This is a genomic window from Janthinobacterium pasteuri, from assembly GCF_051380775.1.
Taxonomy (GTDB): Bacteria; Pseudomonadota; Gammaproteobacteria; order Burkholderiales; family Burkholderiaceae_D; genus Janthinobacterium.
The window spans coordinates 115909-142907 of the sequence record NZ_JBNYXS010000007.1 but is presented as its reverse complement, the minus strand read 5'-3'; the positions used below and the strand labels follow the sequence as shown (position 1 = coordinate 142907).

Genomic DNA, 26999 nt, shown 5'->3' with positions numbered 1-26999 from the left:
TTCCGGCTTGTACTTTCATTGACGCTGCAGCAGGGCCGCCACTTGCCAGCGCATGTCCGCCGCCAGCTGCAGCAGCATGGCGCCGCGGCGGCGCGCGTCCGCGCGTTTTTTCGATGGTACCTGCTCCAGCTCCGGCATCCGGCAAGGGCCGCATGGCAGGCGGTAATTGCCGTCACTGGTAGGCAGCGCATGCAGTTCCTGCCACGCCAGGTCGTAGTCGCAGGAGATGTGGCGGCGCCGGCGCCAGTTCAGCGCGATACGGTTGGCGTTGCTGACCAGGTCCAGATGGCCGCAACCGAAAAAGTCGCCCAGGTCGCGCAAGGCGGCCACCATCAGGTTTTTGGGCCGGCAGCCGTGCAGCGCCCGCGTGGCCTCTTTCACCGCCTGTGCACCGGCGGGCGAGCGCAAGCCCTGCAAGGCGCCCAGCTGAATGACGCCGCCGCCAGGCTGCGGCCGGAACAGGAAACTGGCCAGGTACAGCGAGACGCCGTCGCGCGTCAGGCGCAGGCACAACTCCCCTTCGCGATGGCTGTCGTAGATGGCGGTCAGCTGCAAGCGGTAGGTGGCGCCATCCTTGCCCTCGATGCTGGCCAGCACCAGCGCGCGCCGGGCAGCGTATTCCACCAGCGGCCGCGCGCCAGCCTGCCACAGGAAGCGGTAATGCCCACGCAACAGCTCCGCCCGCGCCGCGCAGCCGAAGCGGCGGCTGGCGTAGGGCCGGTAGATTTTGTACAGCAGGCTGGGATGGGCTTGCGCCAGCGCCGCCAGGCCCGGCGTGCCGGCAATGAAGGCTTGCCAGCGCGCGCGCTGCACGGGAAAGACCAGCGCGCCCAGGGCGGCCTTGAGGCGGTGGCCATGCTGGCGCAGTGCCGGCTGCTGCGGCGCGGCGCTGTCGCCAGTGGCGGTAAAAGTATGCATGCGAACGGCTCTGCTGAACGGGACGCGGCGACGGCCGCAAACAGCCCGTCACAGGCTGCTGCGCGTGCGCAGCCGCTCTATGCCGGGGTAGAGCGAATGATAGGGGGAGGTGAAAACGAAGGGGGTTACAAGTTGGTAATGTCGACCTGGCGTCTGGCGCACCAGCACATTATGGTATCGCGCCGGCTGCCGCCTCCCTGCGGCCGCGCTTGAGCCGCAGCAGCAGCCAACGCCGTGCCGGCACTTCCAGCAAGCGATAGCTGATGTTACTGACAATGAGCAGGATGGCGGTGAAGATCGCCGCCTTCATCATGTAATCCGCTATGCCCGTGCCTGGAAGCATCAGACGCAGCGGCTTTTGCAACAGCATGACCAGCGGCACATGCAGCAGGTAGATGGCATACGAGCAGTCGCCCAGGAAGGCTGCCGCCCGGCCCTCCAGTATCGCCGGCCGCAGCCTGGCGGCGAGCCATACCGTCGCGGGTAGCACGCCCATCACGACGATGCCCAGCGGAATGACATTGGCGGTATCGCCCGCCGCATAAAAGGCGGCAAACACGCCAAGCGTCAGGGCCGCAAAATAGGCCAGTATCCAGGCATGCATGCGGCACTGGAACAACAGCAAGCCGCCTGCAAAGCCCAGCAGGCCACGCAGCAAGCCTTCGTGCAGGTCATTCGACTCATAGCCGGCCAGGTAGCGATTCATCCAGACGGCGAATCCCCATAGCAGCAGCGCCGAGCCAAGGTGCAGCGCGAACTTCCAGCGCAAAGTATGCATGCCCATGCGGACGGCAGGGAACCAGATCAGATTGATGCACACCTCGACGAAAATCGACCAGCTGGGTCCATTCAAGGGAAAAGTAGACCCGTCATCCTGCAGGCAGGGCAGCATCAGCGCATTGGGCACGAAGCATGCGATGTTAGCCGACATGGGGCCGATGCGGCTCTTGATCACGGCAACGGCGACGGCCGCCAGTAGCGCGACGGCGTACAGCGGATACAACCTGGCAAAGCGGTTATACAGAAAGTCTCTGAACGGCATGCCAAGGCGGATGCGCTCTTCATAGCTATGTGCCATGACCCAGCCGGAGAGGATGAAAAAGAAGTCAACCGCCAAATAGGCGTGCGTGACCTTGAAGCCGAAGATGAACGGCAGATGATATACGGCGACCAGCATCGCGGCCAGGCCACGCAAGCCATCGAGAGAAACGATACGGCCGCTGAAATGGCCATTCTTCATGCCAGCACCAGTCATGCTTACCCCCGATATCCGCCTGTCGAACTGGCGCACCGCGCCAGCAATGAGAACCAGGCAGATATGGCGATCACTCGATGCGGCCGCCCGACGACGGGCAGGATCCACCGTCAAATGGCGATGCCACAAAAAGTATCAAAATTATATCATGATATTTTATTAAAAAGAAAATATGGCAACTCTTATGTCAAAAAAATATCACGACTAGCAAGGCTGGCTTAGCGGACAGCAAAACCGTCCAGCCTGAAACGCAGCCGCAAGCCCGGCGCCGCATCCTCGATTTCCAGGCTGCCGCCATGCAGGGCCGCGATGGCCGCCACGATGGACAGACCCAGGCCATTGCCGGGCAGATGGCGGCTCTTGTCGAGCCGGTAAAAGCGCTGCGTCAGCTTCGGCAGTTCTTCCGCTGGCACGCCGGGGCCGTTGTCGCGCACGGCCAGCCAGCTGCCCTGCGCATCGCTGCCGGCCGACACTTCCACCGTGGCGCCCGGGCCCGCATACTTGATGGCGTTGTCGACCAGGCTGGCCAGCGCGCTGCCCAGCAGGTTGCGGTCACCGCGCGCCGGCACGCTGTCGCCAACCATCTGCACCAGCAGCACGCCCTGCTCGTCGGCCGTGGCTTCATACATTTCCACGATATCGGAAGCGATCTGCTGCAGGTCGATGTCGTCGAAATTCTCGGGACGCATGCCCGATTCGGCGGCCGCGATCTGCAGCAGCTTGTCGAACACGCGCGTCAGGTCGTCGATGTCGTCGATGGCCGCCTGCGCCGCGTTCTCAAAACCGGCCACGCTCTGCTGCTGGCGCAAAGCGCCATCGAGCTTGTTGCGGATGCGCGCCAGCGGCGTGCGCAAGTCGTGCGCAATGGCGTTCGACACGTGGCGCACGCCTTCCATCAGGTGTTCGATGCGGTCGAGCATGCGGTTGATGTCGCGGCTCAACAAGCCGAATTCATCCTCGCTGGCCACGGGAATGCGCCGGCTCAGGTCGCCCGCCTCGATTTCGCCCGCCGTGCGGCGGATTTGCCCGATGCGCGCCTCGAGCTGGCGGCGGAACAGCCAGGCGCCCGCCACCACCAGCAAGATGGCCACGCCGCCGCCATAGGCCAGCGAACGCAGCACCAGAGTGCGGATGGACTTGCCCTCTTCCATATCGCGTCCGACAAACAGGCGCGCGCCGCCCGCCAGGTCGCGGATCAGCATGCGCGCGGGCACCCTGCGCCCTTCGCGCGTGACGTCGCGGTGCAGCAAGCGGCCCACGGGACTGGCCGCGTCGGGCCAGGATGACAGATTACCGGCCACGCGGTGGCCACCGGCATCCACCAGCAAGAAGATCTCCGTGTCGCTATCGGTGCGGTCGGTGAGCAGATGGGCGATTTCCGCCGTCGTGCGGCTGCTGCCGCCCTGCTCGTACAGCGCGGCAAGGCGCTCCGAGAGCAAAATCAGCTTGCGGTCCACGCTACGATCGAGCACGCCGATGGTGCCGACATAGAATACGGCGCACACGATGCTGATCGAGACGACCACCAGCACGCCATAGCCAAGTGCCAGCCGGGCCGCAATGGAGCGGTGCCAGTTACGCACCATCGAGCACGCCCAGGGTGTAGCCGACGCCGCGCACCGTGTGGATCAGCGGCGGCGAAAATTCCTTGTCCACCTTGGTGCGCAAGCGGCTCACCTGCACGTCGATGACGTTCGTCTGCGGGTCGAAATGGTAATCCCACACGGCTTCAAGCAGCATGGCGCGCGTGACGGATTGGCCCTGGTGGCGCATCAGGTATTCCAGCAGGCGAAATTCGCGCGGCTGCAGGGCGATTTGCCGGTTGGCGCGCGTCACGCGCATGGTGCGCATGTCGAGCACCAGGTCGGCCACCTGCAACTGCGTCGATTCGGGCACGGGCGCGGCGCGCCGCAGCAGCGCCTCGATGCGTGCCAGCAGTTCGGCGATGGCGAAGGGCTTCGACAGGTAATCGTCGCCGCCGCTACGCAGGCCGCGCACGCGCTCGTCGACGCTGGACAGGGCCGAGAGCACCAGTACGGGCGTGTTGCGGCCCATTCCGCGCAGACGCGCGACGATGGCCAGGCCGTCGATCTCGCCGGGCAACAAGCGGTCAAGCACCAGCGCATCCCAGTCTTCGCCGCAGGCCAGACGCATGCCGTCGATGCCATTGTCGCAGGCGGTGACGTCGTGGCCCGCCTCGCGCAGGCCAGCACAAATGTAACGCGAAGTTTCGGCTTCGTCTTCGATGACCAGGCAGCGCACGGGGAATTCCTTGTAAAGATCGGGACAGCAAACATGCGCAGCATACGCCAGGCGCGCGCCACTTGCCAGCCCCGTCGCGTGCGGCAAGCGATGACGGGGTCGGGTACAATACAGCCTCGACATTGTTTGGCCGCGCCCGCGCGCTCCTGTTTCAGGCGCCGCCCGGCTTGCCGCGGCCTGCATAGCCACTACTGCCATTAACGAACAGCAGGCGCGCCTGGCGCGCGCCACAGACCAATACAGCCATGAAATCGACCCACTCTCTCGCACTGGCACTGGCCATGGCCATCACCTGCGGCAGCGCCGCAGCAGCAGACGTAAAACAAAGCATGCTGTTCGATGAAATTCCCATCGGCAGCTGGAGCACCTCCGCCGAACTGGGCGCCATCACCACCTCGGGCAATACGGTCGGCACCTCGGTGACAGGCAAGATTGACGCGCGCCAGGAACTCGATGACTGGAGCAACCAGTACATCTTCAGCGGCTACTTCAAGGAAGACGAAATCACCGACGACGACGGACAAAAAGTGCGCGAGCGCTCGGCGGAACGCTTTTCCGCCTCCGCCAAGGCCGCCTACAAGCTGATGGCCGACCATGAAAAACTGTTCGTGCTGGCTTCGCACGTGAACGACAAGTTCGGCGCCTACACCAAGTACTCGACCCTGGCCGTCGGTCATGGCTCGCGCTGGTATCAGTCGAGCGACAAAAGCGTCGACGTGGAAATCGGTCCTGGCTATTTCAGCGGCACCAACGACACGGGCGAATCGGAGCACGGCCTGACGGTGCGCGGCGCGGCCGCCATGAAGTGGAAGATCAGCCAGTCGGCGATGTTTACGCAAACGGTCAGCGTGGAACGCGGTACGTCGAACACCCACTCGATTGCCGAAACCTCCCTCAGCACGAAGATCAACGGCACCATGCAGATGAAGGCCGCCTTCAGCGCCCGCAACGACACGCGCGTGCCCGACGACAAGAAGAACACCGATACGCAGACGTCGCTGACCCTGGTCTACTCTTTCTAAGGCGCGCCACCCAATGCTGATGCAGCGTCTGCGCGCCTGCGCCCTCGTGTGCGCCACGGCGCTGCTGAGCGGCTGCGCCGCCGTCACCGTCAGCGCCATTTCTCCGGCCGACTACCTGCAGCAGCGGCGCGGCGACATCCTCACCACGGGAAAACTCAGCGCCTCGGCCAGCGAAGTGCTGCGCATTATCGGCAGCGACATCGCCGCCTGCGAAACCAATACGGGCAGCTGCCGCGCCGACCTGGCCCGCTCCGATCTGCTCAGCGACGAGCAGCGCCTGGCCACGCTGTCAGAATTGTGGCTGGAAAGCGCGCTGGCAGAAGAGAAGCAAGGGGGCCATGCCAGCGCCGAATTGCTGGCCGCCTGGCTGGAATCGGCACGCTACGCCTATGCTTACCTGTTCTACACGACGCGCACGCCGGGCCAGCGCGCCTTCGAGGAGCGGCAGACGCAAATCCGCGACTACTATAACTACGCCGTGCAAAAGGCTGTCGGCAATCTGTTCCGCCACCGTGGCGAGTATCGCCCAGACGGCCATGTGATCCGCGTCGCCGGCTGGCAGATCGACAGTGAACTGTCGGCCCTGCGCCTGCCCGAAGACGGCAGCCTGCCCGAAGAACTGCTGCCGGCCACCTCGCTGTCGTTTTCCGGCCTGCGCAATGTATACCGGCGCGACGGCTTCGGCGCCGACCTGGTCGCCGTCATGCCCAGGCCAGGCGCATCGAAAGACGCGTATGTGCCCTACCAGGAAACCCGCTTCCCGGTCGTCACGGCGCTGATCCGCTTCGACGGCAACAGCCTGCAGGAGGTATTGGCTACGCAGCAGTTGATGGTGATGCTGGTGGACCCGACGCGCAGCGAATCGATGCGCATGGCGGGCCAGGAACTGCCCGTCGCGGCCAATTTCACGGCCGGCTATGGCCTGTGGCTGGCCCGTTCCGGCTTCGGCGTACAGGCGCTGCGCACCCTGTTCGGCCGCGCCGACGGCATTTCGCGCCCGCAGGTGCACCTGATGCAGCCCTACGACCCGAACAAGCGCACCATCGTCATGTTGCACGGCCTGGCCAGCAGCCCGGAAGCGTGGATCAACGTGGCGAATGAACTGATGGGCGACGAGCAGCTGCGCCGCCGTTACCAGATCTGGCAGGTGTACTACCCGAGCAACGCGCCGCTGGCCGCCAACAACGCCGCCATCCGCCAGGCGCTGGCCGCGACGCTGGCGCAGTTCGACCCTTCGGCCAAGGCCGATGCCGCGAACGACATGGTCTTGATCGGCCACAGCATGGGCGGCGTGCTGGCGCGCCTGATGATCTCGGACGCCAGCAACACCCTGCTCGACGCCATCACGGAAGAATACAATTTACAGGGCAAGAAGGCAGAAAAAGTACGCGCCGGACTGGCGCCCTACCTGAATTTCACGGCCATGCCGCAGGTAAACCGCGCCATCTTCATCGCCGCGCCGCACCGCGGCACCTCGTTCGCCAACCATAAAGTGGCGCGCTGGATCGCCAACCTCGTCACCCTGCCCATCACCATGCTCGACCAGTTATCGGACGCGGCCGGCAGCCTGGCGCAGCTCGACACGGGCAGCAGCGAACCGCTGCGCATCCCCAACAGCATCGATAACCTCAGCGACAAGGACCCGTTCGTGCGCCTGGTGGCCGACCTGCCCATCAGCCCGACAGTGCGCTACTACTCCATCATGGGCAACGACACGCCGCAGCTGCCCCTGGCGGAATCGAGCGACGGCGTGGTGCCCTACGCCAGCGCCCACCTCGACGGCGCGCTGTCGGAAAAAGTCATCCCCTCGTGGCACAGCGTGCAGGAAAGCCCGCAGGCGATCCTGGAGATACGGCGGATTTTGCGCCAGCCGGACACTTTGCCTTAAGGCACTTGGCATTCTCCCCCGCATGGCTTACCGTTGGATAAGAAAGTTGCGCCGCATGATAAAGTTGCGAAACATGAGAATCTTGTATAAGATGTTCTTTACCATGCTACTGCAAAGGAATCATCATGACAGCGCATCTGCATCACGATACTCTGGCGCCCGACCGTCAGGCATCAACAGATAGCGACCTGCGGGTGGTGGAACAATTCTCGCAGCTCGTGACCGCACAACTCGACATATTGGCGCAAGGCCCCGAGCGCCAGCGCCTGATCGACCTGGCCACGCGCGCACTCCATCAGGCGCGCGCCTCGCTGGGCGCCGCGCGGCCGCTCGCGCCGCTCCAGCTTCCCGTGTCAAAACTCAAGGTGTCCGATGTCATTGGACAAGGATGGGTGGAACTGTCGCAGGCGTCGCTGTATCGCGCAGTGGAAAGCAGGCGGTTTTATTGCGTGACGCCCAAGGGACGCAGCATCGGCAAGGAATTTCCAGCCTGGCAATTTGTCCAGCCGGTGCCGGAACTGATTGAACCGGTACTGGCCGTCCTTTCCGACCAGCCGACGAGTGAAATCCATGCCTTCTGGGTCAGTAGTGTCGACGAATTTAACGAACTGTCGCCAGCAGAGATGCTTGCAGGCAAATCATTCGAGACGCGAGCCGAGATCCATCCAAGCCAGCAAGCGCTGCTGGATCTGCCGGCAAACGCGAGATTGCGCAAGGTGCTGACGGCGGCCAAGTGGCAGCATAGGGGGATGGCTGACATCGTAGGCTAGTCCGGCATGAGGCCTGAACTGGAAGAAACACCTATCCCGCCAGAAATAGCTGCGCGCCTGCCGGCGCTGGCATCGCTACGCGCTGAACTATTGCGCAATGTCGTCACCTTTCAAGCCGACCAGGCCCTGGTGCGCGCGGCGTGGAACACAGCATCCATCTGGCCGGCGAAGGTCGGACGCACCTACCGCTTCGGCCCACCTGCCGAGCTGGCCGGCCCGGACGGTTTCCCCTATCACTGGGTATATATCGCGGACGATGCCTACACGGCGGCCTGGGAAGCTCAGCTTTACTGCAACGATGTCACGCGCCCGGGCACGTTTTACATCGCGCGCAGGGCAGAACTAGCGCTGATCGCAACCTTGTCATTCGCCATCCCCCTGAACTTGCTCGACCTGACAGGGCTGGCAGCCAGCCGGCTTGGTATTTACGATCAATTGCGCAGTCCCGATCACGCCTGGTGCCAATGGCTGGGCTGGCAGCTGGATCAGATCATTGCGCAAGAGACCGGCGCAATTCACGGCTTCATGTATCCATCGCGCCGCCAGCCCGGCAAACTGGCCTATGCGATATCGTCACGCCATATGGCAACATTGGGCAAAAGCATGGCATGCTCAAACGTGCAATTCGGCAACACTGATGCATACGCGCGCCTGCTTGCCGATCACCTGCGCGTGAACCCGCCCTGACTTGATACGCCCTACGCCGGCTCGCGCCACTTGTCCTTGATCTCCAGCATGGCCGGCAAGTGTTCCACGAACAGCGCCAGCAACTGCGGGTCGAAGTGCGTGCCGCTGTCGCGCTGCATGGTGGCGATTGCGTCCGACACCGTCCAGGCGGGCTTGTACGGGCGTTCGCTGGTGAGGGCGTCGAAGACGTCGGCGATGGCGACGATGCGGCCTTCGTGGGGGATTTCCTCGCCTTTCAATCCTTGCGGATAGCCGCTGCCATCCCATTTCTCGTGGTGCGTCAGGGCGATGGTGCGCGCCATTTTCAGCAGGCCGCCCGCGTGCTCGCCGATGATGGCCGCGCCGATTTCCGCGTGGCGACGCATGACTTGCCATTCGTCCGCATCGAGCTTGCCCGGCTTTTGCAGGATGGCGTCGGGGATGCCGATCTTGCCCACGTCGTGCATGGGGGCCGCGTTGAGCAAATCTTCCGCATGCGCCGCGCTGTAGCCGGCCGCCAGCGCCAGCTGGCGCGCGTAATAGCTCATGCGGATGACGTGCATGCCCGTCTCGTTATCCTTGTATTCGGCCGCCTGGCCAAGGGTCTGGATCACCTGCAGGCGCGAGCGGCGCAATTCCTCGGCGTCTACCAGCGACAGATGCGTGCGCACGCGGGCGCGCACGATGGACGGGCTGACGGGCTTGGTGATGTAGTCGACGGCGCCGGCGTCAAAGCCGTCCGCCTCATCCTTCACGTCGCACAGGGCGGTGACGAAAATGACGGGGATGGACGCGGTGGCCGGCATGGCTTTCAGCTGCCGGCACACTTCATAGCCCGTCATGGAGGGCATCATGATGTCGAGCAAGATCAGTTCGACGGGATTGTTCTGCGCCAGTTCCAGCGCCTTCTCGCCATCTTTGGCATACAGCAGGCGGTAATCGTCCTGCAGGATCTGGCGCAGCACCTGCAGATTCGTCGCTTCGTCGTCCACCAGCAGCAGGATCGGTTTGTCTTCGTGTAAGGTCATCGTTAGCCCAATATCAGGAAAGGTCGGCAGGTGCAGGTGCTGCCAGCCACGCCAGCAGCTGGCGCAGCACGCCCGCGGCGCGCGCAAATTCAAAGTCGTCGATGGCGCTGGCCAGCGCCTGCAGGCGCTGTTGCTGGCCGTGCGGCGCCAGCATGGCGGCGATCTGCGCCATCAAGGGGTCGTCCAGCTGCCCGCCTTCCAGGCTGGCGATGGCTTGCCGCAGCAAGGCACCGGCGACCGATGCATCGAGCGGTACGGCGGCATCAGGCGTTGCGTTGGCCTGCGCCGGTGTCGCCATGGTGCCCTCCTCCAGCTCGCCGGCCAGGGCCATGAAGGCGGCAGCCAGCTGCACCAGCAATTCGGTCGCCGGCAGCTGGCGCGCGATCGCTTGCTCGATGCGTTCCAACAGGCTTTCGACCTGCACCAGGCACAGGTTGCCCGCCGCGCCCTTGATACGGTGCAGCAGGTGGCCAGCCACGCTGCTGCCGCCACGTTCCAGCTCCGCGGCCAGCATGGCGGCGCAATCGCCATTCGCCTGCACGAAGCGCGCAATGGCCCGCTGCAAGGCTTCGCGGCCGCCCCACAGGGCAATGCCACGCTGCCAGTCCACCTGGCCGGCGGCCGCACGCGTCGCCGCGCCGGACGCAGGAGCCGGCATGGCCACGGCGATATTGAGCAGGCGGGCAATTTCCGCCGTCAGCTTGTGCATTTCAAGCGGTTTCGAAGCAAAACCGTTCATGCCCGCCGCCTGCGCGGCGCGCCGGTCCTGTTCCAGCACGCTGGCCGTCAGCGCGATGATGGGTGTCGCCTTCAAGCCCTGTTCGCGCTCGTGCGCGCGAATCAGGCGCGTCGCTTCCAGGCCATCCATGCGCGGCATCTGCACGTCCATCAGGACGATGTCGAAGCTGCCTTTACTGAACTCGCGCACGGCGCTCTCGCCATCGCTGGCGGCGATCACCTGGTGACCGGCCGCGCCCAGGCTGATCAGGAGCAGCTCCACGTTCTGCGGCACGTCGTCGGCCGCCAGGATGCGCAGCGGCGGCAAAGCCACCACGGGCTGCTCACTGCGGCGCAACACGGCCTTGCCCGGCGCCAGCGGCAGCAGCACGTGGAACACGCTGCCCACGCCCAGGGTGCTTTCCACCGTGATGGTGCCCCCCATCAGTTCGACCAATTGCAGCGAAATCGTCGTGCCCAGGCCCGTGCCGCCAAAGCGCCGGCTCATGGAGGAATCGGCTTGCGTAAACGGCGCGAAGATCTTGTCCAGGCGGTCGGCGGGGATGCCGATGCCCGTGTCTTGCACGGCGATATGCACCTGCTCGCCCTGCATGCCGACTGCCACGCGCACATGGCCCACTTCCGTGAACTTGACGGCATTGCCGATCAGATTGGTCAGCACCTGCTGCACCCGGCGCGCGTCGCCCAGGAAGAACTGGGCCATGCCCGGATCGACATCCACATGCAACACCAGGTCGCGCGCCTGCGCCGTGATGCGCAGGGAAGCCGCCACATGGTCGACCAGGTCCGGCAGCGAAAAGTCCACCAGTTCCAGCTCGGTGGCGCCTTTTTCCAGCTTGGCCGTGTCGAGAATGTCGTTGAGCAGTTCGAGCAGGGAACGCGCCGACTGGCGCACCGTGCCCAGATGGCGGCGCTGCAGGCTGTCCAGCGCTGTCCCCAGCAGCACTTCCGTAAAGCCGATGATGGCGTTCATCGGCGTGCGGATTTCATGGCTCATGTTGGCCAGGAAGCTGGTCTTCGATTCGGCGGCCAGCTCGGCGCGGTCTTTCGCCGCGCGCAGGTTTTCCTGCATGGCGCGCCGCTCGCTGACGTCGGTGGCCAGCTTGACCACCTTGAACGGCTTGCCGTCCGTGTTGAAGATCGGGTTGTACGAGGCCTGTATCCACACTTCCCGGCCATGCTTGTCGATGCGCTTGTACTCGCCCGTGTTGAACTGGCCATTGGCCAGCTGCTGCCAGAACGCGATGTAGTCCGGCGAGGTCACATAATCCGGTTCGCAGAAGATGCTGTGATGCAGGCCCAGCACGTCGTCGAGCTGGTAGCCAACCAGGTCGAGGAAGTTCTGGTTAGCCGCCAGGATGCGCCCTTGCAGGTCGAACTCGATGACGGCCGTCGCGCGCGAGATGGCCGTCACCTTGCCTTCGTATTCGGCGTTGCGCAATTCGCTTTCCGTGATGTCGAGGATGACGCCGTCGATCCAGCGCACCACGCCATCGTTATCGAGCACGGGGCCACTGCTTTCGCGCACCCAGCGCTCGCGCCCGTCACGGTGAATCATGCGGTAGACGTTCTCGAAGTCGCGTTTTTCGCCGGCCGCCTGCACGCAGGTATCGTTGACGCGCTGGCGGTCGTCCGGATGCACCAGGTCGAACAGCCTGACCCGCCCTTCGACGAAGTCCTGCGGCATCCAGCCTGTCAGGTTGAAGACGGCATCGCTGATGAAGATCGTCTTCCATTCGGGCGCGAAGCTGCAGTGGAAGGACACGCCGGGGATATTGCGGATCAGGGTACGGTACTGGCGCTCGCTGTCCTTCAGCGCCTGCTCCATGCTGCGAGAAGAGCGCATGTCCGTCACGAAGGCCACGAACAGGGGCTGGCCCGGCGTGTCGATCTTGCCGATCGCCACGCGCATGGGCAGCACCGCACCATCCTTGTGGCGGCCATCGAGTTCGCGTCCGCTGTCGAGGATGCGCGAGGCGCCCGTGTCCAGGTAGTCGCGCAGATAGCCCTCGTACTCGGCGCCGTCGGCTGCTTGCAGCAGCACGCTGGCGTCGCGCCCGACGATCTGCGCTTCGCTCCAGCCAAACAGGCTTTCCGCGGCGGGATTGAAAGAGCGCACCTTGCCCTGGCCATCGATGGTGATCAGGCCATCGGCGGCCGTGTCGACGATGGCGCGCAGGCGCGACTCGCTGACGCTGGCGTGGCGCAGCAACTGGCGGTAGCGCAGCAAGCCGTTCGCGGCGGCCACGAAGACGGTCAGGGTGACGGTGATCAGTGCCACGGCCAGGGCCACGAACGAGGCTTGCACGGTAATCGTGTTTTCGCCTGCCGTGGGCGTACCGGAAAAGCGCGCCGCCAGCATACCCGTGTAATGCATACCCGAAATGGCCAGGCCCATGACGACGCTGCTGACCAGCAGCGCAGTCAGCGCACTGAGGCGCTGGCAAAAGGCGCTCAGGCCGAAGCGTATCCACAGCGCCAGCATGGCCATGACGACGGCCACCAGCAGCGACAGCGCGAACAGCCAGGGCTGGTAATGCAGGGTCAGCGAAGTCTGCATGGCGGCCATGCCGCTGTAATGCATGGAACCGATGCCCAGCCCCACCAGCACGCCGCCCACCACCAGCTGGCGCCAGCTGATGCGCGGGCGCGCCAGCAAGTGCAGCGCCACCCACGAAGCGGCCACCCCTGGCAGCATGGACAGCAGAGTCAGGCTCGGCTCGAAGGACACACGCGTGCAGATGTCGAAGGCCAGCATGCCGATGAAGTGCATCGACCAGATACCGCCGCCGAGCGCGATGGCGCCCGTGATGATGGCTGTCTGGCGCTGGAAGCCGCGCTCGCTGCTGCGCGCCATGCCGGCGATCTGCAGCGCCATGAACGAGGTAAAGATGGCGATAGCGATGGAAAACAGCACCAGCCAGGCATTGTGCGTGCCATAGATATAGGCAAGCGTGTTGTCCGATACATCAAACATGGAACTAAGCATACTGTCGTGGCATAAGGTGAGTGAAACGTGACGTCGCAAAACATGACGGCGCACCGCGCGCGCCGGCGCCACGCTTTTTACTAAAGCGGCAACACAGCGGAAATGACAACGGTAGCAGTCGACCAGGGCAAGGCTCGGTCATCACGCCCGCGCCTGCCGCGCGGGGGAAAGGTGCTTTTACAGAGTGAAAAAGCGGAATGCGTACGAACTCTGGCGCGGATGTCTGGCCGCCAGCGTGACGATGATTTTTTAAAGAGCCATGAGTATAGTTGCTTTGCGAACATATTCATAGGACTTCAGCAATATAGTTATCAAAAATGATATTTATTGCGGCGGCGATACGACAATGGCCGCCTGTGCCTGCGGCCAGCGTGCGCGGCTGGCCCCGGATTGCTGGCGGATTCGGCCAGCCGTCTCGCTGACAGGAAGACCGGCCAGTCTACAGCGGCGGCTCAGTTCGTCCTTGATCTGGCACAGCAACCCTCGCTGCGCCACAGCACGTGACGCAGATCGGCCATCATCTCCGCATGAGAACTTGCATCGTCGGCCGGCGAAAAACGGATCCATTCGGCGCGCGCCGGCTTCAAGCGCCGGGTGTCAGCATGCCACGAAACCACGCCAGCTGCTCGCGCGTCAGGTAGTTGGCGCCGTCGCCATGCAGGATGACGATCTCGATCCCGGGCGGAATCGAGGCGAGCAATTGCGCGCCCGTGACGGGAATCTTGGGGAACGCGATGCCGCTCAGGAAGGCCAGGTCTTCCGCCACCGTCACGCACTGGCGCTCGGGATTGGGCGATGGCACGAGGAACAGGTCGATCTGCTCGCTTTGCCCGCCGATGACGACATGCAGTTGCGCGGCCAGCAGTTCGGGCAGGATCAGCTCAATATTATTCTCGGCGCGCGATAGCTGGAAAGCGTTTTTCAGGGGCGTCAGGACTGGCGTAGCGGACATGGGAGCAGTGTGAAAATGAAGACGGCGGCAGTGTAGCAGAGGCGCCCCGACGGGCGCGCTCCGCTGGCGCCACGGCTACAGCTTGTAGTTCAGAGATAGCAGCACGCTGCGCGGCGCACCGTAGCGTTCCAGCCCGCCCGACCAGGCATAACCGAGGCCCTGGTAATAGCGGCGGTCCAGCACATTATCGATATTCACGCGCAGCTGCAGCTGCTCGCTGAGACGGTAGCCGGCCGTCAGCCCGACGATGGCGTAGCCGCCCTGCTGCGTCAGGTAAGCCGTGTCGCGGCGGTCAATCTTGTCCTGTGCAGTCACGGAGGCGCCCATATTCCACCGCGCCAGGCTGCCGCTCAGCTGCACATTCGTGTACAGCTTGAACAATTGCTTCGGCTCATCGGTGGCGATGCGCTGGCCGATGTTGGCGGTCACGCTATCTTTCGTATACTTGGCCAGTACATAGGTGTAGCCGCCCGCGATCTGCCAGCCCGGCAAAGGCGAGCCCGACAATTGCAGATCGACGCCTTCGCTCCGCACCTGCCCGGCAGCGCGGGCGCAGTAGATGGCGCCGCCCGTGGGGCAATTGACTTCATCGGTCATGGCGCGGTTGTTTTGTTTGATGCGGAACAAGGCGCCGCTGGCGTTGAGCCTGCCACCAAAATATTCTCCCTTGACGCCCGCTTCCAGGTTGCTGCCGCTCAAAGGCGGCAAGGTATTGCCCTGTACATCGAGCACGCTTTGCGGCTGGAAGATCTGCGTGCCGCTCGCATACAGGGAATGGTGCTGGTCCAGATCGTAGACCAGGCCCGCGTACGGCGTGAACTTGGCGTTTTCCGTCAGGTCGCGGCGCCACGTCGGGTTGCTGGCATACCAGCCCGTGACGTCCTGCGCATACCAGCCGAAGCGTCCGCCCAGCACCAGGCGCAGCGGATCGGCCAGGCTGAAATTGCCGGCCGCATAGATACCCTTCTCGTCCGTCTTGCGGCCCCAGTTATAGGGCTCGAACGGCCCGCCGCGCATCGGGTAGGCACGCGGATTCCAGTGGCGGATATCGATCACGCGCGTTTGCGCGCCTTCCCAGCTCTGGCCCGCATCCGAGTCGTCATGGCGGTAACTGGCGCCGACGATGAGGTCATGCTGGCGGCCGAACCAGGTGACGGGGCCGCTCAAGCGCCAGTCGGCCACCACTTGTTGCGTGTTGTACTTCCAGCCCGTTTCCGACTGTTCCAGCAAATACGTTTCGCCATCGACGCGGCTGTTCGTGGTGTTGCGCGTGCTTGACGAGGCATCGATGCGCGTGATGGCGAAGCGGCTGCGCCAGCCCTTCTCCAGCTGCGTTTCCAGGTCGGCGAAGACCACGTTGTTATCGCGTTTCTGGAAGGAATCGGCATTATTCAGGAAAGTCGAGCGGGGCAAGTCCATGTGACGGCCGTCAAGCAAGGTCGGCAAGCCGACGAACACGCCGTCGGTGCGACTGTGCTGACGCGAAAAGCCGATGCCGGCCGTGGTCGATGGCGTCAGGTCCGCTTCCACGATCGCATACACGGTACCGTTGGTATTGTTGACCACGTCGACAAAGCTGTCACTGTCGCGCCAGCTGGCCGCCACACGCCCGCGCACCTTGCCCGATTCATTCAGCGCATTGCTGGCATCGACCGTCAATTGCCGGTCCTTCCAGCTGCCCAGGTGGGCAGACGCGTTCAGCAATGGCGTGGCCGTGGGACGCTTGCGTATCATGTTGATGCTGCCCGACGGTGCGCCCGCCCCTTCCATCAGGCCCGTGGCGCCGCGCACCACTTCCACGCGGTCGTACATCAGCATGTCGGCGGAGACGTTGCGTTCATTGAACCCCGTGACATCGAGCGGCAAGCCATCGACATTCACGTGGCTCAAGGCAAAACCGCGCGCAAAATACGTGGTTTCCTGGTCGGACACGCCCTGCGTCTTGCCATACAGGCCGGGCGTGGCGCGCGCCACGTCCTGCAAGGTGGTCAGGTCGAAATCTTCCATTTGCTGGCGCGAAATGACGCTGACCGTTTGCGGCGTGTGGCGCTGCGACAGGTTCAAGCCCGTGGCGGTCGACATATTCCTCGACGTGTATAAACCCGTGCCTTCCGTGGCGCGGTCCGCCTCGGCGCTGACGATCACGGCGGGCATGCTGGCCAGGCCGCCATCGGCCGTGCTGGTATTGATTTTACGCAACAGATAATTGCCATTGCCACCATCCGTCACTTCCAGGCCGCTGCCCTGCAGCAGTTTTTGCAAGCCGGCGGAGACGCCATGGCGCCCCTGCAAGCCCGGCGTCGCCAGGCCGTCGAGTGCCACGCCCTGGGTGGACAGGTTGATCCCTGCGGCGATGGCAAACGTGGACAGCGCATCGCGCAGGCTGCCGGCAGGAATATGATAGGCGCGCGCGCTGGCGGCAGCGCCGGACTCGGCGGCCAGCGCGGCCTGCGGCAAACTGGCGCCGGCCGCGCCCACGGCAAGGAACAGGACCAGCGCGGCGCGCACGGCGCCCGTGGTGGGATGGAGCGTCAGTCGCGCTGGTGAAAATGGTGCAAGGATGCGGTGCTGCAAAGCCATGTAAGCCCTTTCGATGGTTCGGATTGTTCGTTCTCTACCTTGTATGACGGAGCAATCTGAAAAAAGGGACAGGCAAACGGCAAATTCTGCAAGTGACGTCAAGCCGCCTCGACACTGATCCAGTAGCGCGTGCGACGCACCAGCCGGATCGGCAAGGCGCGCTGCAGCAAGAGCAGGATGTTGTCCGGGTCGTTCAGCTGAAAAATGCCATCCACGGGCATGGCAGCAAGCGCCGGATCGCAGCGCAGCACGCCGTAGCGATAGCGCGCCACCTGTTCGAGCACCTCGCCCAGCGGCATGCGCTCGGCGATCAGCACGCCCTGCAGCCAGCCGGCAGCGTGCGGCGCCAGCGGCGTCAAGGCAGAAACGGCACGGTCGTCGAAACTGCCCTGCCGGCCCGCATCGACCCTGCGCAAGGCGCCGGGGGCTTCACTTGGCTGTATCTCGACGGCGCCTTCGCTGACGCTCACCTGCGTACGCGGCGCCAGCACGCTGCCAGCGTGGCGCACGCTGAAGTGCGTGCCCAGCGCGTGCACGACGCCATTGCTGCTGCGCACGAGGAATGGGCGCGCTGGCACGGCCCCGTCGTGCGCCGTGGCGACATGGAGTTCGCCCGCATGCAATAGCACCAGCCGCGCCGCGCCGTCAAAGCGCAGGTCGATGGCCGTGTCCGTATTGAGCGCCAGTTGCGTGCCATCTGGTAAGGTCAAGTGGCGGATTTCGCCCCTGGCCGTGCGGATGGTGGCGCGCCAAGCCTGCCAGGGTGCCGACTGGCTGGCCAGCCACAGTGCCGGCCCGGCCGCGATCAGCCCGGCCAGGCCGTAGAGCACGGCGCGCCGCTGCGGCGATGTTGGCACCGTGTCCGCCGTCTGGCGCAGCGCGGCCGGCACGCTGGCCAGGGTGCCGCACACCAGCTCGGCCCGCTTCCACGCCATTTCGTGCGCGGGATCGCTGGCGCGCCAGGTCTGGAACGCTTGCTGCTCGTCGGGGGTCAAGGCGCCTGCATGCTGGCGCACCAGCCATTGCGCTGCCGCCCGCGCGGCGCCGGGATCGATGGCAATCATGCTGGCGCTCACAGGATCAGCAGGATGCAGCGCTCAAACGCCTGCACCATGTAGCGCTTGATGCTGCGCTCGCTCACGGCCAGGCGCCGGGCGATTTCCCCGTAAGCAAGGCCGTCGACATGCGCCAGCAGGAAGGCGCTGCGCACCAGCGGCGGCAAGCCATCGAGCATGGTATCGATGCGCTGCAAGGCTTCGCGCACCAGCAAACGCTCTTCCGGCGACTGCATCAGCAGATCGGGCTGCTGCGCCAGGGTTTCCAGCCACGCCTGCTCCAGCGACAGGCGCCGGTAATGGTCGATCAGCAAGCGCTGCGCCACGGTGGTCAGGTAGGCGCGCGGTTCATGCAAGGTTTGCCGGCCTCCTTGCGGGGCCGTCAGCAGGCGCACAAAGGTATCGTGGGCCAGGTCGGCCGCATGGTCCGCGCACTGCAGCTTGGCGCGCAGCCAGCGCATCAGCCAGCCATGATGATTGCTGTAAATGACTGCGATCGATTCGCCGGACTGCGCAATGTTCACTAGGGACTCCTGCGCTGCAAGCGGCAAGGTAGAGGGGTTGCGATAGCCGGGTGGAACACGCCACCCAACTGAGAATAATTCTCATTATCGCAAACACTGCACGCCTGCGTCAATGCCGGCGCCCGTCCATCCAGGCAAACTGTTGTTTCAGTGTGGCTGCTGGCGGTTCATATACAAGCTCTTCATTACCAGCCCCTCAACGCCTGCTTAACGTTTTTGCGCGGGCTTCGCTGCCGCCGGCGCATGCCGCACGATGTTGGGCTTGACATACATCGCCGTGTTATCGCTGCGCATCTCGATATCGAATATGCCGCTCGCGCGCAAGACTTCACTGAGTTTTTTGTAACCGTAGTTGATGGGCGAAAAAGAACTGGTATTGGACACGTACTTGCCGACCTTGCTCAAATGGGACCAGCCGTCGATCTCGGAAGTCTGACTCACGGCATTGAGCAACAGTTGCGTCAGGACGGGATCCTCGATCAACGCGCTGTCACGAACGGGTTCGGCCTCGGCCGTTGCCTGCCCCGCCGCCACTTGCGACGCGGGCACCAGGTTTTCAATGTAGATAAACTGCGAGCACGCTTGCACGAAGGCCAAAGGCGTTTTTCGTTCGCCAAAGCCGAAGACAGGCAAGCCGCTCTCCAGGATCCGCATGACCAGCGGCGTGAAATCGCTGTCGCTCGTCATCAAGGCGAAGCCGTCGACGTTCTTGCTGTACAGCAAGTCCATCGCATCGATGATCATCGCAGCGTCCGTCGCATTCTTGCCACTGGTATACGCGAACTGCTGCAAGGGACGTATCGCATTGGGATGGAGTTTTTCTACCCAGCCACTCAGATAGCTGCTCTTCCAGTCGCCATGCGCATGCCGCACATTGACGGTGCCATGCTTGGCCAGCTCGGCAAGGACGCCTTCTACGGCGCTGCTGCTCACGTTGTCGCAATCGATCAACAAGGCGATGCGCATGTCATTCGGTTTCACGTTCACTCCTGAAAGAGCCGGTAGATGGTGGTGTCAGCATCAGCGTATCCCCGGTGGCAAGGCGGCAGGCGCCCATTCCGCATTCGCTCCCTTTATTTGCACCCAGCTATGCGCAATCAAGCGGTACTCCAGTTTTTTTTCATAGTGACCCACGCCGCCGTATTCGACGGTCAGCGAGATGCAGCGCTGGCCTGCGACACCGCCAATCAGCCTGCGCATCGGCACGGTTTGATCGAGGATAACATCGCTCGGATTGAATTTACCACCGATGTCCGCGATCCCGTCGATGCCCGGCCTGGCGCGCCCCAGCAAGTCCTGAACCTGGGCAGGGAGTGCATCGAGCGATGTCACGGCCGCTCTGTCGTCCGCATCGCATGATGCGTCCTGCGCCCGGGACTGGGCCGTGCAAGCGAGCATGAGCATCAATACAGCAGCATATCCGGGTTTCATCTTGACGGTTCTTTCAATTGCCAAATGGGAAAGTATCTATCTTCTCACGCGCGAGCCGATCGCACCAGTTGCCTGGCCACGGGACCTGGCGAGGGCGCCCGGGACGGGCAGGTTCAGGGCCGGCCGCAGCCGGTCACCTCGGCCAACGGGGCGAACGTCCGGCGTCAATGCCAGTGGCCACTGATGCCTGGAAACTGTTGTTTCAACGTGGCTGCTAGTGCTTTATATACTGTCGTATTCGATCAGCTGGTCGCGGGCGATTATGCCCGATGGCGGGTCTCTGGGCTTGCGGCCAGCACGAAGGGAATGGCAAACGGTCCCAGAAAAACCACCAGGACTGCCCGCAAGACAGTTGTTTTCAAGCAGCGGCGTTTGGCAATGTAGAGGCAGGCGAAGGCCGATAGCGACCAGATCAAGGCAGGAAGGTAGGTACTCATCATGGACTCCGGAGTCGCCTCGGAAGGCAGGAAAACCATGCTGACACGGAAATGTGGGCGCCGCAACGGCTGATTGCGCATCTAGCCTGCGGTTCGCCGGTGTGGACGCCTGTTTCAGGCATTCTTAAGTCTGCAGCGACGCTTGCCGGCTTGTGCGCGCAGCGCCAAGCCGGCTTACGCCGTTTCCAACTATGCCATGCTTAGTGCTGGCCGATCTTCATGATTTTCAGCGCGTTCGTGCCGCCGACCTTGCCCATCGGCTCGCCCCAGGTCAGCACGACGGTGTCGCCCTTGGCCACGACCTTATGTTCCAGCAGCAAGTCTTCCGCCTGTTGCAAGACTTTGTCGCGGTCGGTGCCGGACGTCAGTTCCAGCGTGCTGACGTTGCGGTACAGGGCCAGCTTGCGGCGCGTGCCCACACTGGGGGTCAGCGCGACGATGGGGATGTCGATGTTGCAGCGGCTCATCCACAGTGCCGTGGAACCCGATTCCGTCAGGGTGGCAATGGCTTTCACGCGCAGGTGATGGGCCGTAAACAGGGCGCCGTAGGCGATCGACTGGTCGATGCGCGAGAACGTGGCGTTGAGGAAATCGGCGTCCAGCTTGCAGGTATCCCATTTTTCCGCGTCCAGGCAGATGGCGGCCATGGCTTCCACCGTTTCGATCGGATAGCGGCCCGAGGCCGTTTCGGCCGACGTCATGACGGCGTCCGTGCCGTCGAGCACGGCATTGGCCACGTCCGATACTTCCGCGCGGGTCGGCACGGCGTTGACGATCATCGATTCCATCATCTGCGTGGCCGTGATCGCCAGTTTGTTCGACGCGCGCGCCATCTTGATCATGCGCTTTTGCAAGGCCGGCACGGCCGCATTGCCCACCTCGACTGCCAGGTCGCCGCGTGCCACCATGATGCCGTCGGAAGCGTCGAGAATTTCCTGCAAGGCAGGAATGGCTTCCGCGCGCTCGATCTTGGCGATCATCATCGGCTTATGGTCCCACGCTTCGCCGGCGATATTGGCCAGCTGGCGCGCCATCACCATGTCGGTGGCGTTTTTCGGGAAGGACACGGCCACGTAATCGGCCTGGAAGCTCATCGCCGTTTTCACGTCTTCCATGTCTTTCGCCGTCAGGGCCGGCGCGGACAGGCCGCCGCCCTGGCGGTTGATGCCCTTGTTGTTCGACAATTCGCCGCCGATCTTGACGGTGGTGTGGATTTCGCTGCCGACGACTTTATCGACCGTCAGCACGATCAAGCCGTCGTTGAGCAGCAGCACGTCGGCGGTGCGCAAGTCGCGCGGCAATTCCTTGTAGTCGAGGCCGCAGCGTTCCAGGTTGCCCAGCTCGCCGTTTTCACCCCACTTCGCGTCGAGGATGAAGGAAGCGCCGTTTTCCAGGAAAATCTTGCCTTCTTCAAACTTGCCGACGCGAATCTTTGGCCCTTGCAAGTCGGCCATGATGGCCACTTCGCGGCCGCACAGGGCTGCCGCTTCGCGCACCATGCGGGCGCGGTCGATATGGTCTTGCGCCTTGCCATGCGAAAAGTTCAGGCGCACGACGTCGACGCCGGCCTTGAACATGCGGACGAGGGTATCGATATCGTTCGAAGCAGGGCCGATGGTGGAAACGATCTTGGTGGCGCGTTGCTGTACTTGCATGGTCATGGTGTGCTGCTTTCTATAATGAGTTGCTACAAGGGCCAGCCTTGTGGGCCGGCCGTCCTGGTGCGCTGGATCAGCGGTACTACGTTCTTACTTGGCCGCCATCAGGGCAACCGTGGTGTCGAGCATGCGGTTCGAGAAGCCCCACTCGTTGTCGTACCACGACGACACTTTCACGAGGCGGCCCGAAACCTTGGTCAGGGTCGAATCGAAGTTCGACGAAGCCGGGTTGTGGTTGAAGTCGATGGAAACGAGCGGTTCCGTCTGGTATGTGAGGATGCCTTTCAGCGCGCCTTCCGACGCCGTTTTCAGCAAGGCATTGACTTCGACCACCGTCGTGTCGCGCTTGGCGATGAAAGACAGGTCGACCAGCGAGACGTTAATCGTCGGCACGCGGATGGCGAAACCGTCCAGCTTGCCATTCAGTTCCGGCAAGACCAGACCGACAGCCGCCGCCGCGCCCGTCTTGGTAGGGATCATCGAATGCGTGGCCGAGCGGGCGCGGCGCAAGTCTTCATGCATCACGTCGGAGAGTACCTGGTCGTTCGTGTAGGCGTGCACGGTGGTCATCAGGCCCGATTCGATGCCAATGGCGTCATTGAGCGGTTTGACCAGTGGCGCGAGGCAATTCGTCGTGCACGAAGCGTTCGAGATGACCGTATCCGATGCCTTCAGCACGTGCTGGTTGACGCCAAACACGATGGTCGCGTCCACATCCTTGCCACCCGGCGCGGAAATGATGACTTTCTTTGCTCCCCCCTTCAGGTGGGCCGAGGCTTTTTCCTTGGTGGTAAAGAAACCCGTGCATTCGAGCACCACGTCCACGCCCAGTTCGCCCCACGGTATCAGGGCCGGGTCGCGCTGCGCGAAGACGCGGATGCGGTCGCCATTGACGATCATGTTGTCGCCATCGATGGTGACGACGCCGGGAAACTTGCCGTGCACCGTGTCGTAGCGCGTCAAATGCGCATTTGACTTGGCATCGCCCAGGTCGTTGATGGCGACGATTTCGATATCCTGCTGCTTGCCGCCTTCATAAAACGCGCGCAAGACATTGCGGCCGATGCGGCCATAGCCATTGATGGCAACTTTGATGGTCATGCTGTCTCCTTGTTGTTTTTTACTCAAAACCAGCCCAAACACAACTGCTGGGGTCAAACCCGGCGGGGGAATACGCCCCAGTGGGGCGCATTCCGATCACGCAGTGACTGACCCTAACAATTAACCACTGTTCCTTAACCCCGCCGCGATGCCGTTGATCGACAAATGGATGCCCGTACGCGCCGCCGCATCTTGCTTGCCCTCACGGAAGCGTTTCAACAGCTCCACCTGCACGTGATTGAGCGGGTCGATATACGGGAAGCGGTTGCGTATCGAGCGCTGCATCAGCGGGTTGGCTTGCTGCAACTCTTCCTGGCCCGTAATCAGCTTCAAGGCGTCCAGCGTGGCCGCGTATTCGGCGCGGATGCGTGTAAAGATGGCCTCGCGCAAGGCCTTGTCCTTGACCAGTTCCGCATACTTGCCGGCAATGGCGATATCGCTCTTTGCCAGGACCATATCCATGTTCGACAGCAAGGAGGTAAAGAATGGCCAATCCGTGTACATGCCGCGCAGCACGTCGGCGCCATCGGCCGGATGGGCGGCCAGGTAGGCTTGCACGGCGGAACCAAAACCGAACCAGCCCGGCAGCATCAAGCGACATTGTGCCCAGCTCAAGACCCAGGGAATGGCGCGCAAATCCTCGATGGACGTGGATTTCTTGCGCGAGGCGGGACGGCTGCCGATATTGAGCGCGGCAATTTCCGCGATCACTGTCGATTCCCAGAAATACTGTTCGAAGCCTTGCGTGCCGTAGACCAGGTCGCGGTAAGCGTTCAAAGCCGTGCCGGACAGCTCTTCCATGGCCGCCAGGTGGCCCGCGCCGGCCGAGGCCTTCGGCTGCAGCTGCGCCTGCGGCAGCAGGGTCGACTGAATGGTGGCAGCCACCAGCACTTCCAGGTTGCGGCGCCCTACTTCCGGGTTCGCATACTTGGCCGTGATGACTTCGCCCTGCTCCGTCAGGCGGATCTGTCCCTGCACGGCACCGGCCGGCTGGGCCAGGATGGCTTCGTAGCTGGGGCCGCCGCCACGTCCGACGGAACCGCCGCGGCCATGGAACAGACGCAGCTTGATCTGGTATTGCTTGAAGACCGTCACCAGTTCGATCTCGGCCTTGTAGAGTTCCCAGCCGGAGGTCAAGAAGCCGCCGTCCTTGTTGCTGTCCGAATAGCCGAGCATGACTTCCTGCTGGTCAGTGCGCGACGCCAGCAAGCCACGGTAGAACGGCAGGCCGAAGGCGCGCGCCATGATGGCGGGGCCGGCGCGCAAGTCGTCGATCGTTTCGAACAGGGGAATGATGTTGACGTCCACTTCGCGGCTATCCTGGCGCAGCAAGCCCACTTCTTTCAGCAACAAGGCCACTTCCAGCAAATCCGAGACACTGGCTGCCTTCGAAATGATGCAGTTCGGCACCGATTCACGGCCATATTTGACATGGGCTTCACGCACGGCGCGGAAGATGTCGAGTTCGGACGTGGTTTCCTCGGAGTATTGCGCATACGGCGAGGTCAGCAGGCGCGGCGATTCCAGTTCGGCCAGCAGCACGGCGATGCGCTGCTCTTCATCGAGGTCCAGATACACGAGGCCCGGCTGGGCACCGGCGAACAGTTCGTCCACGACGCGCTCGTGCACGTCGGAGTTCTGGCGCAGATCGAGCGGTGCCAGCGAGAAGCCGAACACCTTGACGGCGCGGCGCAGCTGGCGCAGCCGGCCACGCGCGAGCGCGCGCAAGCCATTGCTGACGAGCGAATGCTGGACCACGTCCAGGTCGGCCAGCAATTCCAACGCGGCAGCGTAAGGCTGCACGCCTTCGGCTTGCTTGCCCTTGCCAGAAAGAACCACGCGCGTGGCATCCAGGCGCGCATGGATGCCATGCAGGGCGCGGCGGTACGGCTCGTCGACCCGGTGCGGTGACGCATCGGCCGAGCGCTCGGCCAGCGCGCGCAGCGGCTCGCTGCATGCATTGAGTATTTGTGCCAAGGACAGTTGCGAAGCGAGCTTGCGCAATTCACCGAGGTAAAAGTCCAGCACCTTGTCGGCCTGCGTCTGCAGCGTGCTGCGCAGGATGTCGGCCGTGACGAAGGGGTTGCCGTCGCGGTCGCCGCCGATCCAGCTGCCGACCTTCATGAAATTGGGCAATTCCGCATCTTCCCAGCGGGCATCGCGCTGGGCCAGCATGGTTTCCAGCGAGGAATACAGTTTCGGCAATTCGCGCAGGATGGTGTGATCGTAGAACGACAGGCCATTGGCCACCTCATCCATGACGGACAGTTTGCTGGTGCGCAACAACCGCGTCTGCCACAGTGTGACGATGCCACGGCCCAACGCTTCTTCGTTTTGCTCGGCCTCTTCCGGCGTCATTTGCACGCGGTCGCGCTCGCTCAACAGGCGCGCGATGGCCATCTGGCAATTCTGGATGCTCTTGCGCTGCACTTCCGTCGGATGCGCCGTGAAGACGGGGCTGACAAACGCATCTTCAAAGAACGTTTCCAGCGCATCGGCCTTGCCCGCGTCGAACACATTGCCGACGGCATGGCTGAGGCTACCCTGGCGCGGCGGCGAACCGGCGATCAAATGGGCGCGCGTGCGGCGGATGTGGTGTTGGTCCTCTGCAATGTTGGCCAGCAGCGAGAAATAGCTGAAAGCGCGCGTCAATTGCGTGGTTTCTTCCTGCGACAGCGCTTGCAGCGCGTCCGACAGCTGCGCGCGCGCCACTTCATCATTGTCGCGGCGGAAACGAATGGCCAGCTGGCGCACATGCTCGATGCGCTCGAAGGCGGGGTCGCCCAGGTGGTTGCGGATGGCGTCGCCCAGCAGACGGCCCAGCTGGCGGATATCGCTGCTCAGCAGCTCGTCTTTCACTTCATTCATTTGCATGGTATTCATTTCCTGGGGCGGCCACGGCGGCTCCGCACAGATTGCGTAGTACGCGCTCCCCGGCTCGGGAAACGCCCATCATCCATTTTGTAGTAAATTTACCTTATTGTCTCACCACACTCTTGATTTTCATCAATAAAATCCACGTCAAAAGGGCAGCAAAGGGCTTGCAAGCTGTTTGCCAGCACAACAATATGAAAATTTACTACGCATTTAAGCGAAAGGCAACCAAATTTGTCTTTCCCAGCTGAAAAGTGACGGCGCAAGTCACATGCCGGTGGCGGTGGCCAGGCACTCTCCTGTATGCTGGCGGCTTGAAACAAGGATGTAATCCACATCTTTATAAGCGAACCTCATGCGACTGACTGCCTATACCGACTATACCCTGCGCACCCTGATGTATCTGGGCGTGCACCGCGACCGCCTCGTCACCATCCAGGACATCGCCGACCTGCATAGCATTTCAAAGAATCACCTGATGAAGGTGGTGCACCAGCTGGGCCTGTCAGGCATCGTGGAAACGGTGCGTGGGAGGAATGGCGGCCTGCGCCTGGCGCGCGATCCGGCCGAGATCAATATCGGCACGGTGGTGCGCGAGACGGAAAACGATTTTTTCATGGCGGAATGTTTTAACAAGGAAAACAACACTTGCCCGCTGACACCCGATTGCCTGCTGAAAGCCAAGCTGGGCCAGGCCACAGCTGCCTTCCTGGCCGTGCTCGACACGGTGACGCTGGCATCGATACTCGAAGCGACGCCGGGCGCGCCGGCGCTGGCGGCGGGCGTGATTCCCCTGCGCGTGGCGAAGTAAGCGCGCGCCAAAAACAACAATGCCCGGCAAGCCGGGCATT

21 protein-coding genes are annotated in these 26999 nt (G+C 63.1%); 5 read left to right on the top strand and 16 right to left on the bottom strand.

Annotated features, from left to right (window positions below):
* Nucleotides 1-15: 15 nt before the first annotated feature.
* The 4 genes from ACQ4WN_RS09775 to ACQ4WN_RS09760 form a co-directional block, all read right to left on the bottom strand.
* Nucleotides 16-918, bottom strand: coding sequence for a VirK/YbjX family protein (locus ACQ4WN_RS09775; RefSeq protein ID WP_436551356.1), 903 nt, complete (start codon nt 916-918; stop codon nt 16-18).
* Between the two features lie 169 nt (nt 919-1087).
* Entirely contained in the window at nt 1088-2173 is a 1086-nt protein-coding gene (locus tag ACQ4WN_RS09770) for an acyltransferase family protein (RefSeq protein WP_436551355.1), read from the bottom strand.
* A 218-nt stretch (nt 2174-2391) separates the two neighbouring features.
* On the bottom strand, nt 2392-3759 hold the full coding sequence (locus ACQ4WN_RS09765; RefSeq protein ID WP_436551354.1) for a sensor histidine kinase: 1368 nt from the start codon (nt 3757-3759) through the stop codon (nt 2392-2394).
* The gene (locus ACQ4WN_RS09760; RefSeq protein WP_071077124.1) at nt 3749-4435 is read right to left on the bottom strand and encodes a winged helix-turn-helix domain-containing protein; all 687 of its coding nucleotides are present in this window, start codon (nt 4433-4435) and stop codon (nt 3749-3751) included. The genes ACQ4WN_RS09765 and ACQ4WN_RS09760 overlap by 11 nt, the downstream gene beginning before the upstream one ends.
* 245 nt (nt 4436-4680) lie before the next feature.
* On the opposite strand from ACQ4WN_RS09760, the gene ACQ4WN_RS09755 reads away from it, so the two are divergent.
* From ACQ4WN_RS09755 to ACQ4WN_RS09740, 4 genes are all read left to right on the top strand, one after another.
* Nucleotides 4681-5457 (top strand): DUF481 domain-containing protein, encoded by a 777-nt coding sequence (locus tag ACQ4WN_RS09755; protein ID WP_436551353.1) that lies wholly within the window; start codon nt 4681-4683, stop codon nt 5455-5457.
* A 13-nt stretch (nt 5458-5470) separates the two neighbouring features.
* A complete protein-coding gene (locus tag ACQ4WN_RS09750) occupies nt 5471-7345 on the top strand; it encodes an esterase/lipase family protein (protein WP_436551352.1) in 1875 nt (624 codons plus the stop codon).
* Nucleotides 7346-7470: 125 nt separating this feature from the next.
* Complete coding sequence (locus ACQ4WN_RS09745; protein ID WP_436474232.1) at nt 7471-8115, top strand: hypothetical protein; 645 nt, start codon at nt 7471-7473, stop codon at nt 8113-8115.
* Between the two features lie 90 nt (nt 8116-8205).
* A complete protein-coding gene (locus tag ACQ4WN_RS09740; RefSeq protein WP_436551351.1) occupies nt 8206-8802 on the top strand; it encodes an RES family NAD+ phosphorylase in 597 nt (198 codons plus the stop codon).
* Nucleotides 8803-8813: 11 nt separating this feature from the next.
* Here ACQ4WN_RS09740 and ACQ4WN_RS09735 read toward each other — a convergent pair whose 3' ends face one another.
* From ACQ4WN_RS09735 to ppc, 12 genes are all read right to left on the bottom strand, one after another.
* Nucleotides 8814-9809 (bottom strand): response regulator, encoded by a 996-nt coding sequence (locus ACQ4WN_RS09735; RefSeq protein WP_436551350.1) that lies wholly within the window; start codon nt 9807-9809, stop codon nt 8814-8816.
* A gap of 13 nt (nt 9810-9822) precedes the next feature.
* Nucleotides 9823-13524, bottom strand: coding sequence for a PAS domain S-box protein (locus ACQ4WN_RS09730; protein ID WP_436551349.1), 3702 nt, complete (start codon nt 13522-13524; stop codon nt 9823-9825).
* 595 nt (nt 13525-14119) lie between these two features.
* Nucleotides 14120-14488 carry a hypothetical protein gene (locus ACQ4WN_RS09725; RefSeq protein WP_436551348.1) on the bottom strand — a complete coding sequence of 123 codons (369 nt, stop codon included), beginning with the start codon at nt 14486-14488 and terminating at the stop codon, nt 14120-14122.
* A gap of 75 nt (nt 14489-14563) precedes the next feature.
* A complete protein-coding gene (locus tag ACQ4WN_RS09720) occupies nt 14564-17068 on the bottom strand; it encodes a TonB-dependent siderophore receptor (RefSeq protein WP_436551347.1) in 2505 nt (834 codons plus the stop codon).
* A gap of 98 nt (nt 17069-17166) precedes the next feature.
* Nucleotides 17167-18132, bottom strand: a complete 966-nt coding sequence (locus ACQ4WN_RS09715) for a FecR domain-containing protein (protein ID WP_436551346.1) — start codon at nt 18130-18132, stop codon at nt 17167-17169.
* An 8-nt stretch (nt 18133-18140) separates the two neighbouring features.
* The gene (locus ACQ4WN_RS09710) at nt 18141-18647 is read right to left on the bottom strand and encodes a sigma-70 family RNA polymerase sigma factor (RefSeq protein ID WP_436551345.1); all 507 of its coding nucleotides are present in this window, start codon (nt 18645-18647) and stop codon (nt 18141-18143) included.
* 207 nt (nt 18648-18854) lie between these two features.
* Entirely contained in the window at nt 18855-19628 is a 774-nt protein-coding gene (locus tag ACQ4WN_RS09705; RefSeq protein WP_436551344.1) for an NYN domain-containing protein, read from the bottom strand.
* Nucleotides 19629-19667: 39 nt separating this feature from the next.
* Nucleotides 19668-19979: a hypothetical protein gene (locus tag ACQ4WN_RS09700; RefSeq protein ID WP_436551343.1), complete on the bottom strand. Its 312-nt coding sequence runs from the start codon at nt 19977-19979 to the stop codon at nt 19668-19670.
* Nucleotides 19980-20338: 359 nt separating this feature from the next.
* A complete protein-coding gene (locus ACQ4WN_RS09695; protein ID WP_436551342.1) occupies nt 20339-20518 on the bottom strand; it encodes a hypothetical protein in 180 nt (59 codons plus the stop codon).
* 197 nt (nt 20519-20715) lie between these two features.
* Nucleotides 20716-22176, bottom strand: coding sequence for a pyruvate kinase (pyk, locus tag ACQ4WN_RS09690; protein ID WP_436521963.1), 1461 nt, complete (start codon nt 22174-22176; stop codon nt 20716-20718).
* An 87-nt stretch (nt 22177-22263) separates the two neighbouring features.
* Nucleotides 22264-23274 (bottom strand): type I glyceraldehyde-3-phosphate dehydrogenase, encoded by a 1011-nt coding sequence (gene gap / locus ACQ4WN_RS09685; protein WP_436551341.1) that lies wholly within the window; start codon nt 23272-23274, stop codon nt 22264-22266.
* Nucleotides 23275-23394: 120 nt separating this feature from the next.
* On the bottom strand, nt 23395-26148 hold the full coding sequence (gene ppc / locus ACQ4WN_RS09680; protein ID WP_436551340.1) for a phosphoenolpyruvate carboxylase: 2754 nt from the start codon (nt 26146-26148) through the stop codon (nt 23395-23397).
* A 355-nt stretch (nt 26149-26503) separates the two neighbouring features.
* On the opposite strand from ppc, the gene ACQ4WN_RS09675 reads away from it, so the two are divergent.
* Entirely contained in the window at nt 26504-26959 is a 456-nt protein-coding gene (locus ACQ4WN_RS09675) for an RrF2 family transcriptional regulator (RefSeq protein WP_219309648.1), read from the top strand.
* Nucleotides 26960-26999: the final 40 nt, after the last annotated feature.

What these genes read in the sequence shown, in the direction of transcription:
- ACQ4WN_RS09775 (WP_436551356.1), bottom strand. Translation starts at nt 918, where the DNA reads ATGCATACTTTTACCGCCACTGGCGACAGCGCCGCGCCGCAGCAGCCG.
- ACQ4WN_RS09770 (WP_436551355.1), bottom strand. Translation starts at nt 2,173, where the DNA reads ATGACTGGTGCTGGCATGAAGAATGGCCATTTCAGCGGCCGTATCGTT.
- ACQ4WN_RS09765 (WP_436551354.1), bottom strand. Translation starts at nt 3,759, where the DNA reads ATGGTGCGTAACTGGCACCGCTCCATTGCGGCCCGGCTGGCACTTGGC.
- ACQ4WN_RS09755 (WP_436551353.1), top strand. Translation starts at nt 4,681, where the DNA reads ATGAAATCGACCCACTCTCTCGCACTGGCACTGGCCATGGCCATCACC.
- ACQ4WN_RS09750 (WP_436551352.1), top strand. Translation starts at nt 5,471, where the DNA reads ATGCTGATGCAGCGTCTGCGCGCCTGCGCCCTCGTGTGCGCCACGGCG.
- ACQ4WN_RS09745 (WP_436474232.1), top strand. Translation starts at nt 7,471, where the DNA reads ATGACAGCGCATCTGCATCACGATACTCTGGCGCCCGACCGTCAGGCA.
- ACQ4WN_RS09735 (WP_436551350.1), bottom strand. Translation starts at nt 9,809, where the DNA reads ATGACCTTACACGAAGACAAACCGATCCTGCTGCTGGTGGACGACGAA.
- ACQ4WN_RS09730 (WP_436551349.1), bottom strand. Translation starts at nt 13,524, where the DNA reads ATGTTTGATGTATCGGACAACACGCTTGCCTATATCTATGGCACGCAC.
- ACQ4WN_RS09725 (WP_436551348.1), bottom strand. Translation starts at nt 14,488, where the DNA reads ATGTCCGCTACGCCAGTCCTGACGCCCCTGAAAAACGCTTTCCAGCTA.
- ACQ4WN_RS09720 (WP_436551347.1), bottom strand. Translation starts at nt 17,068, where the DNA reads ATGGCTTTGCAGCACCGCATCCTTGCACCATTTTCACCAGCGCGACTG.
- ACQ4WN_RS09715 (WP_436551346.1), bottom strand. Translation starts at nt 18,132, where the DNA reads ATGATTGCCATCGATCCCGGCGCCGCGCGGGCGGCAGCGCAATGGCTG.
- ACQ4WN_RS09695 (WP_436551342.1), bottom strand. Translation starts at nt 20,518, where the DNA reads ATGATGAGTACCTACCTTCCTGCCTTGATCTGGTCGCTATCGGCCTTC.
- pyk (WP_436521963.1), bottom strand. Translation starts at nt 22,176, where the DNA reads ATGACCATGCAAGTACAGCAACGCGCCACCAAGATCGTTTCCACCATC.
- gap (WP_436551341.1), bottom strand. Translation starts at nt 23,274, where the DNA reads ATGACCATCAAAGTTGCCATCAATGGCTATGGCCGCATCGGCCGCAAT.
- ppc (WP_436551340.1), bottom strand. Translation starts at nt 26,148, where the DNA reads ATGCAAATGAATGAAGTGAAAGACGAGCTGCTGAGCAGCGATATCCGC.
- ACQ4WN_RS09675 (WP_219309648.1), top strand. Translation starts at nt 26,504, where the DNA reads ATGCGACTGACTGCCTATACCGACTATACCCTGCGCACCCTGATGTAT.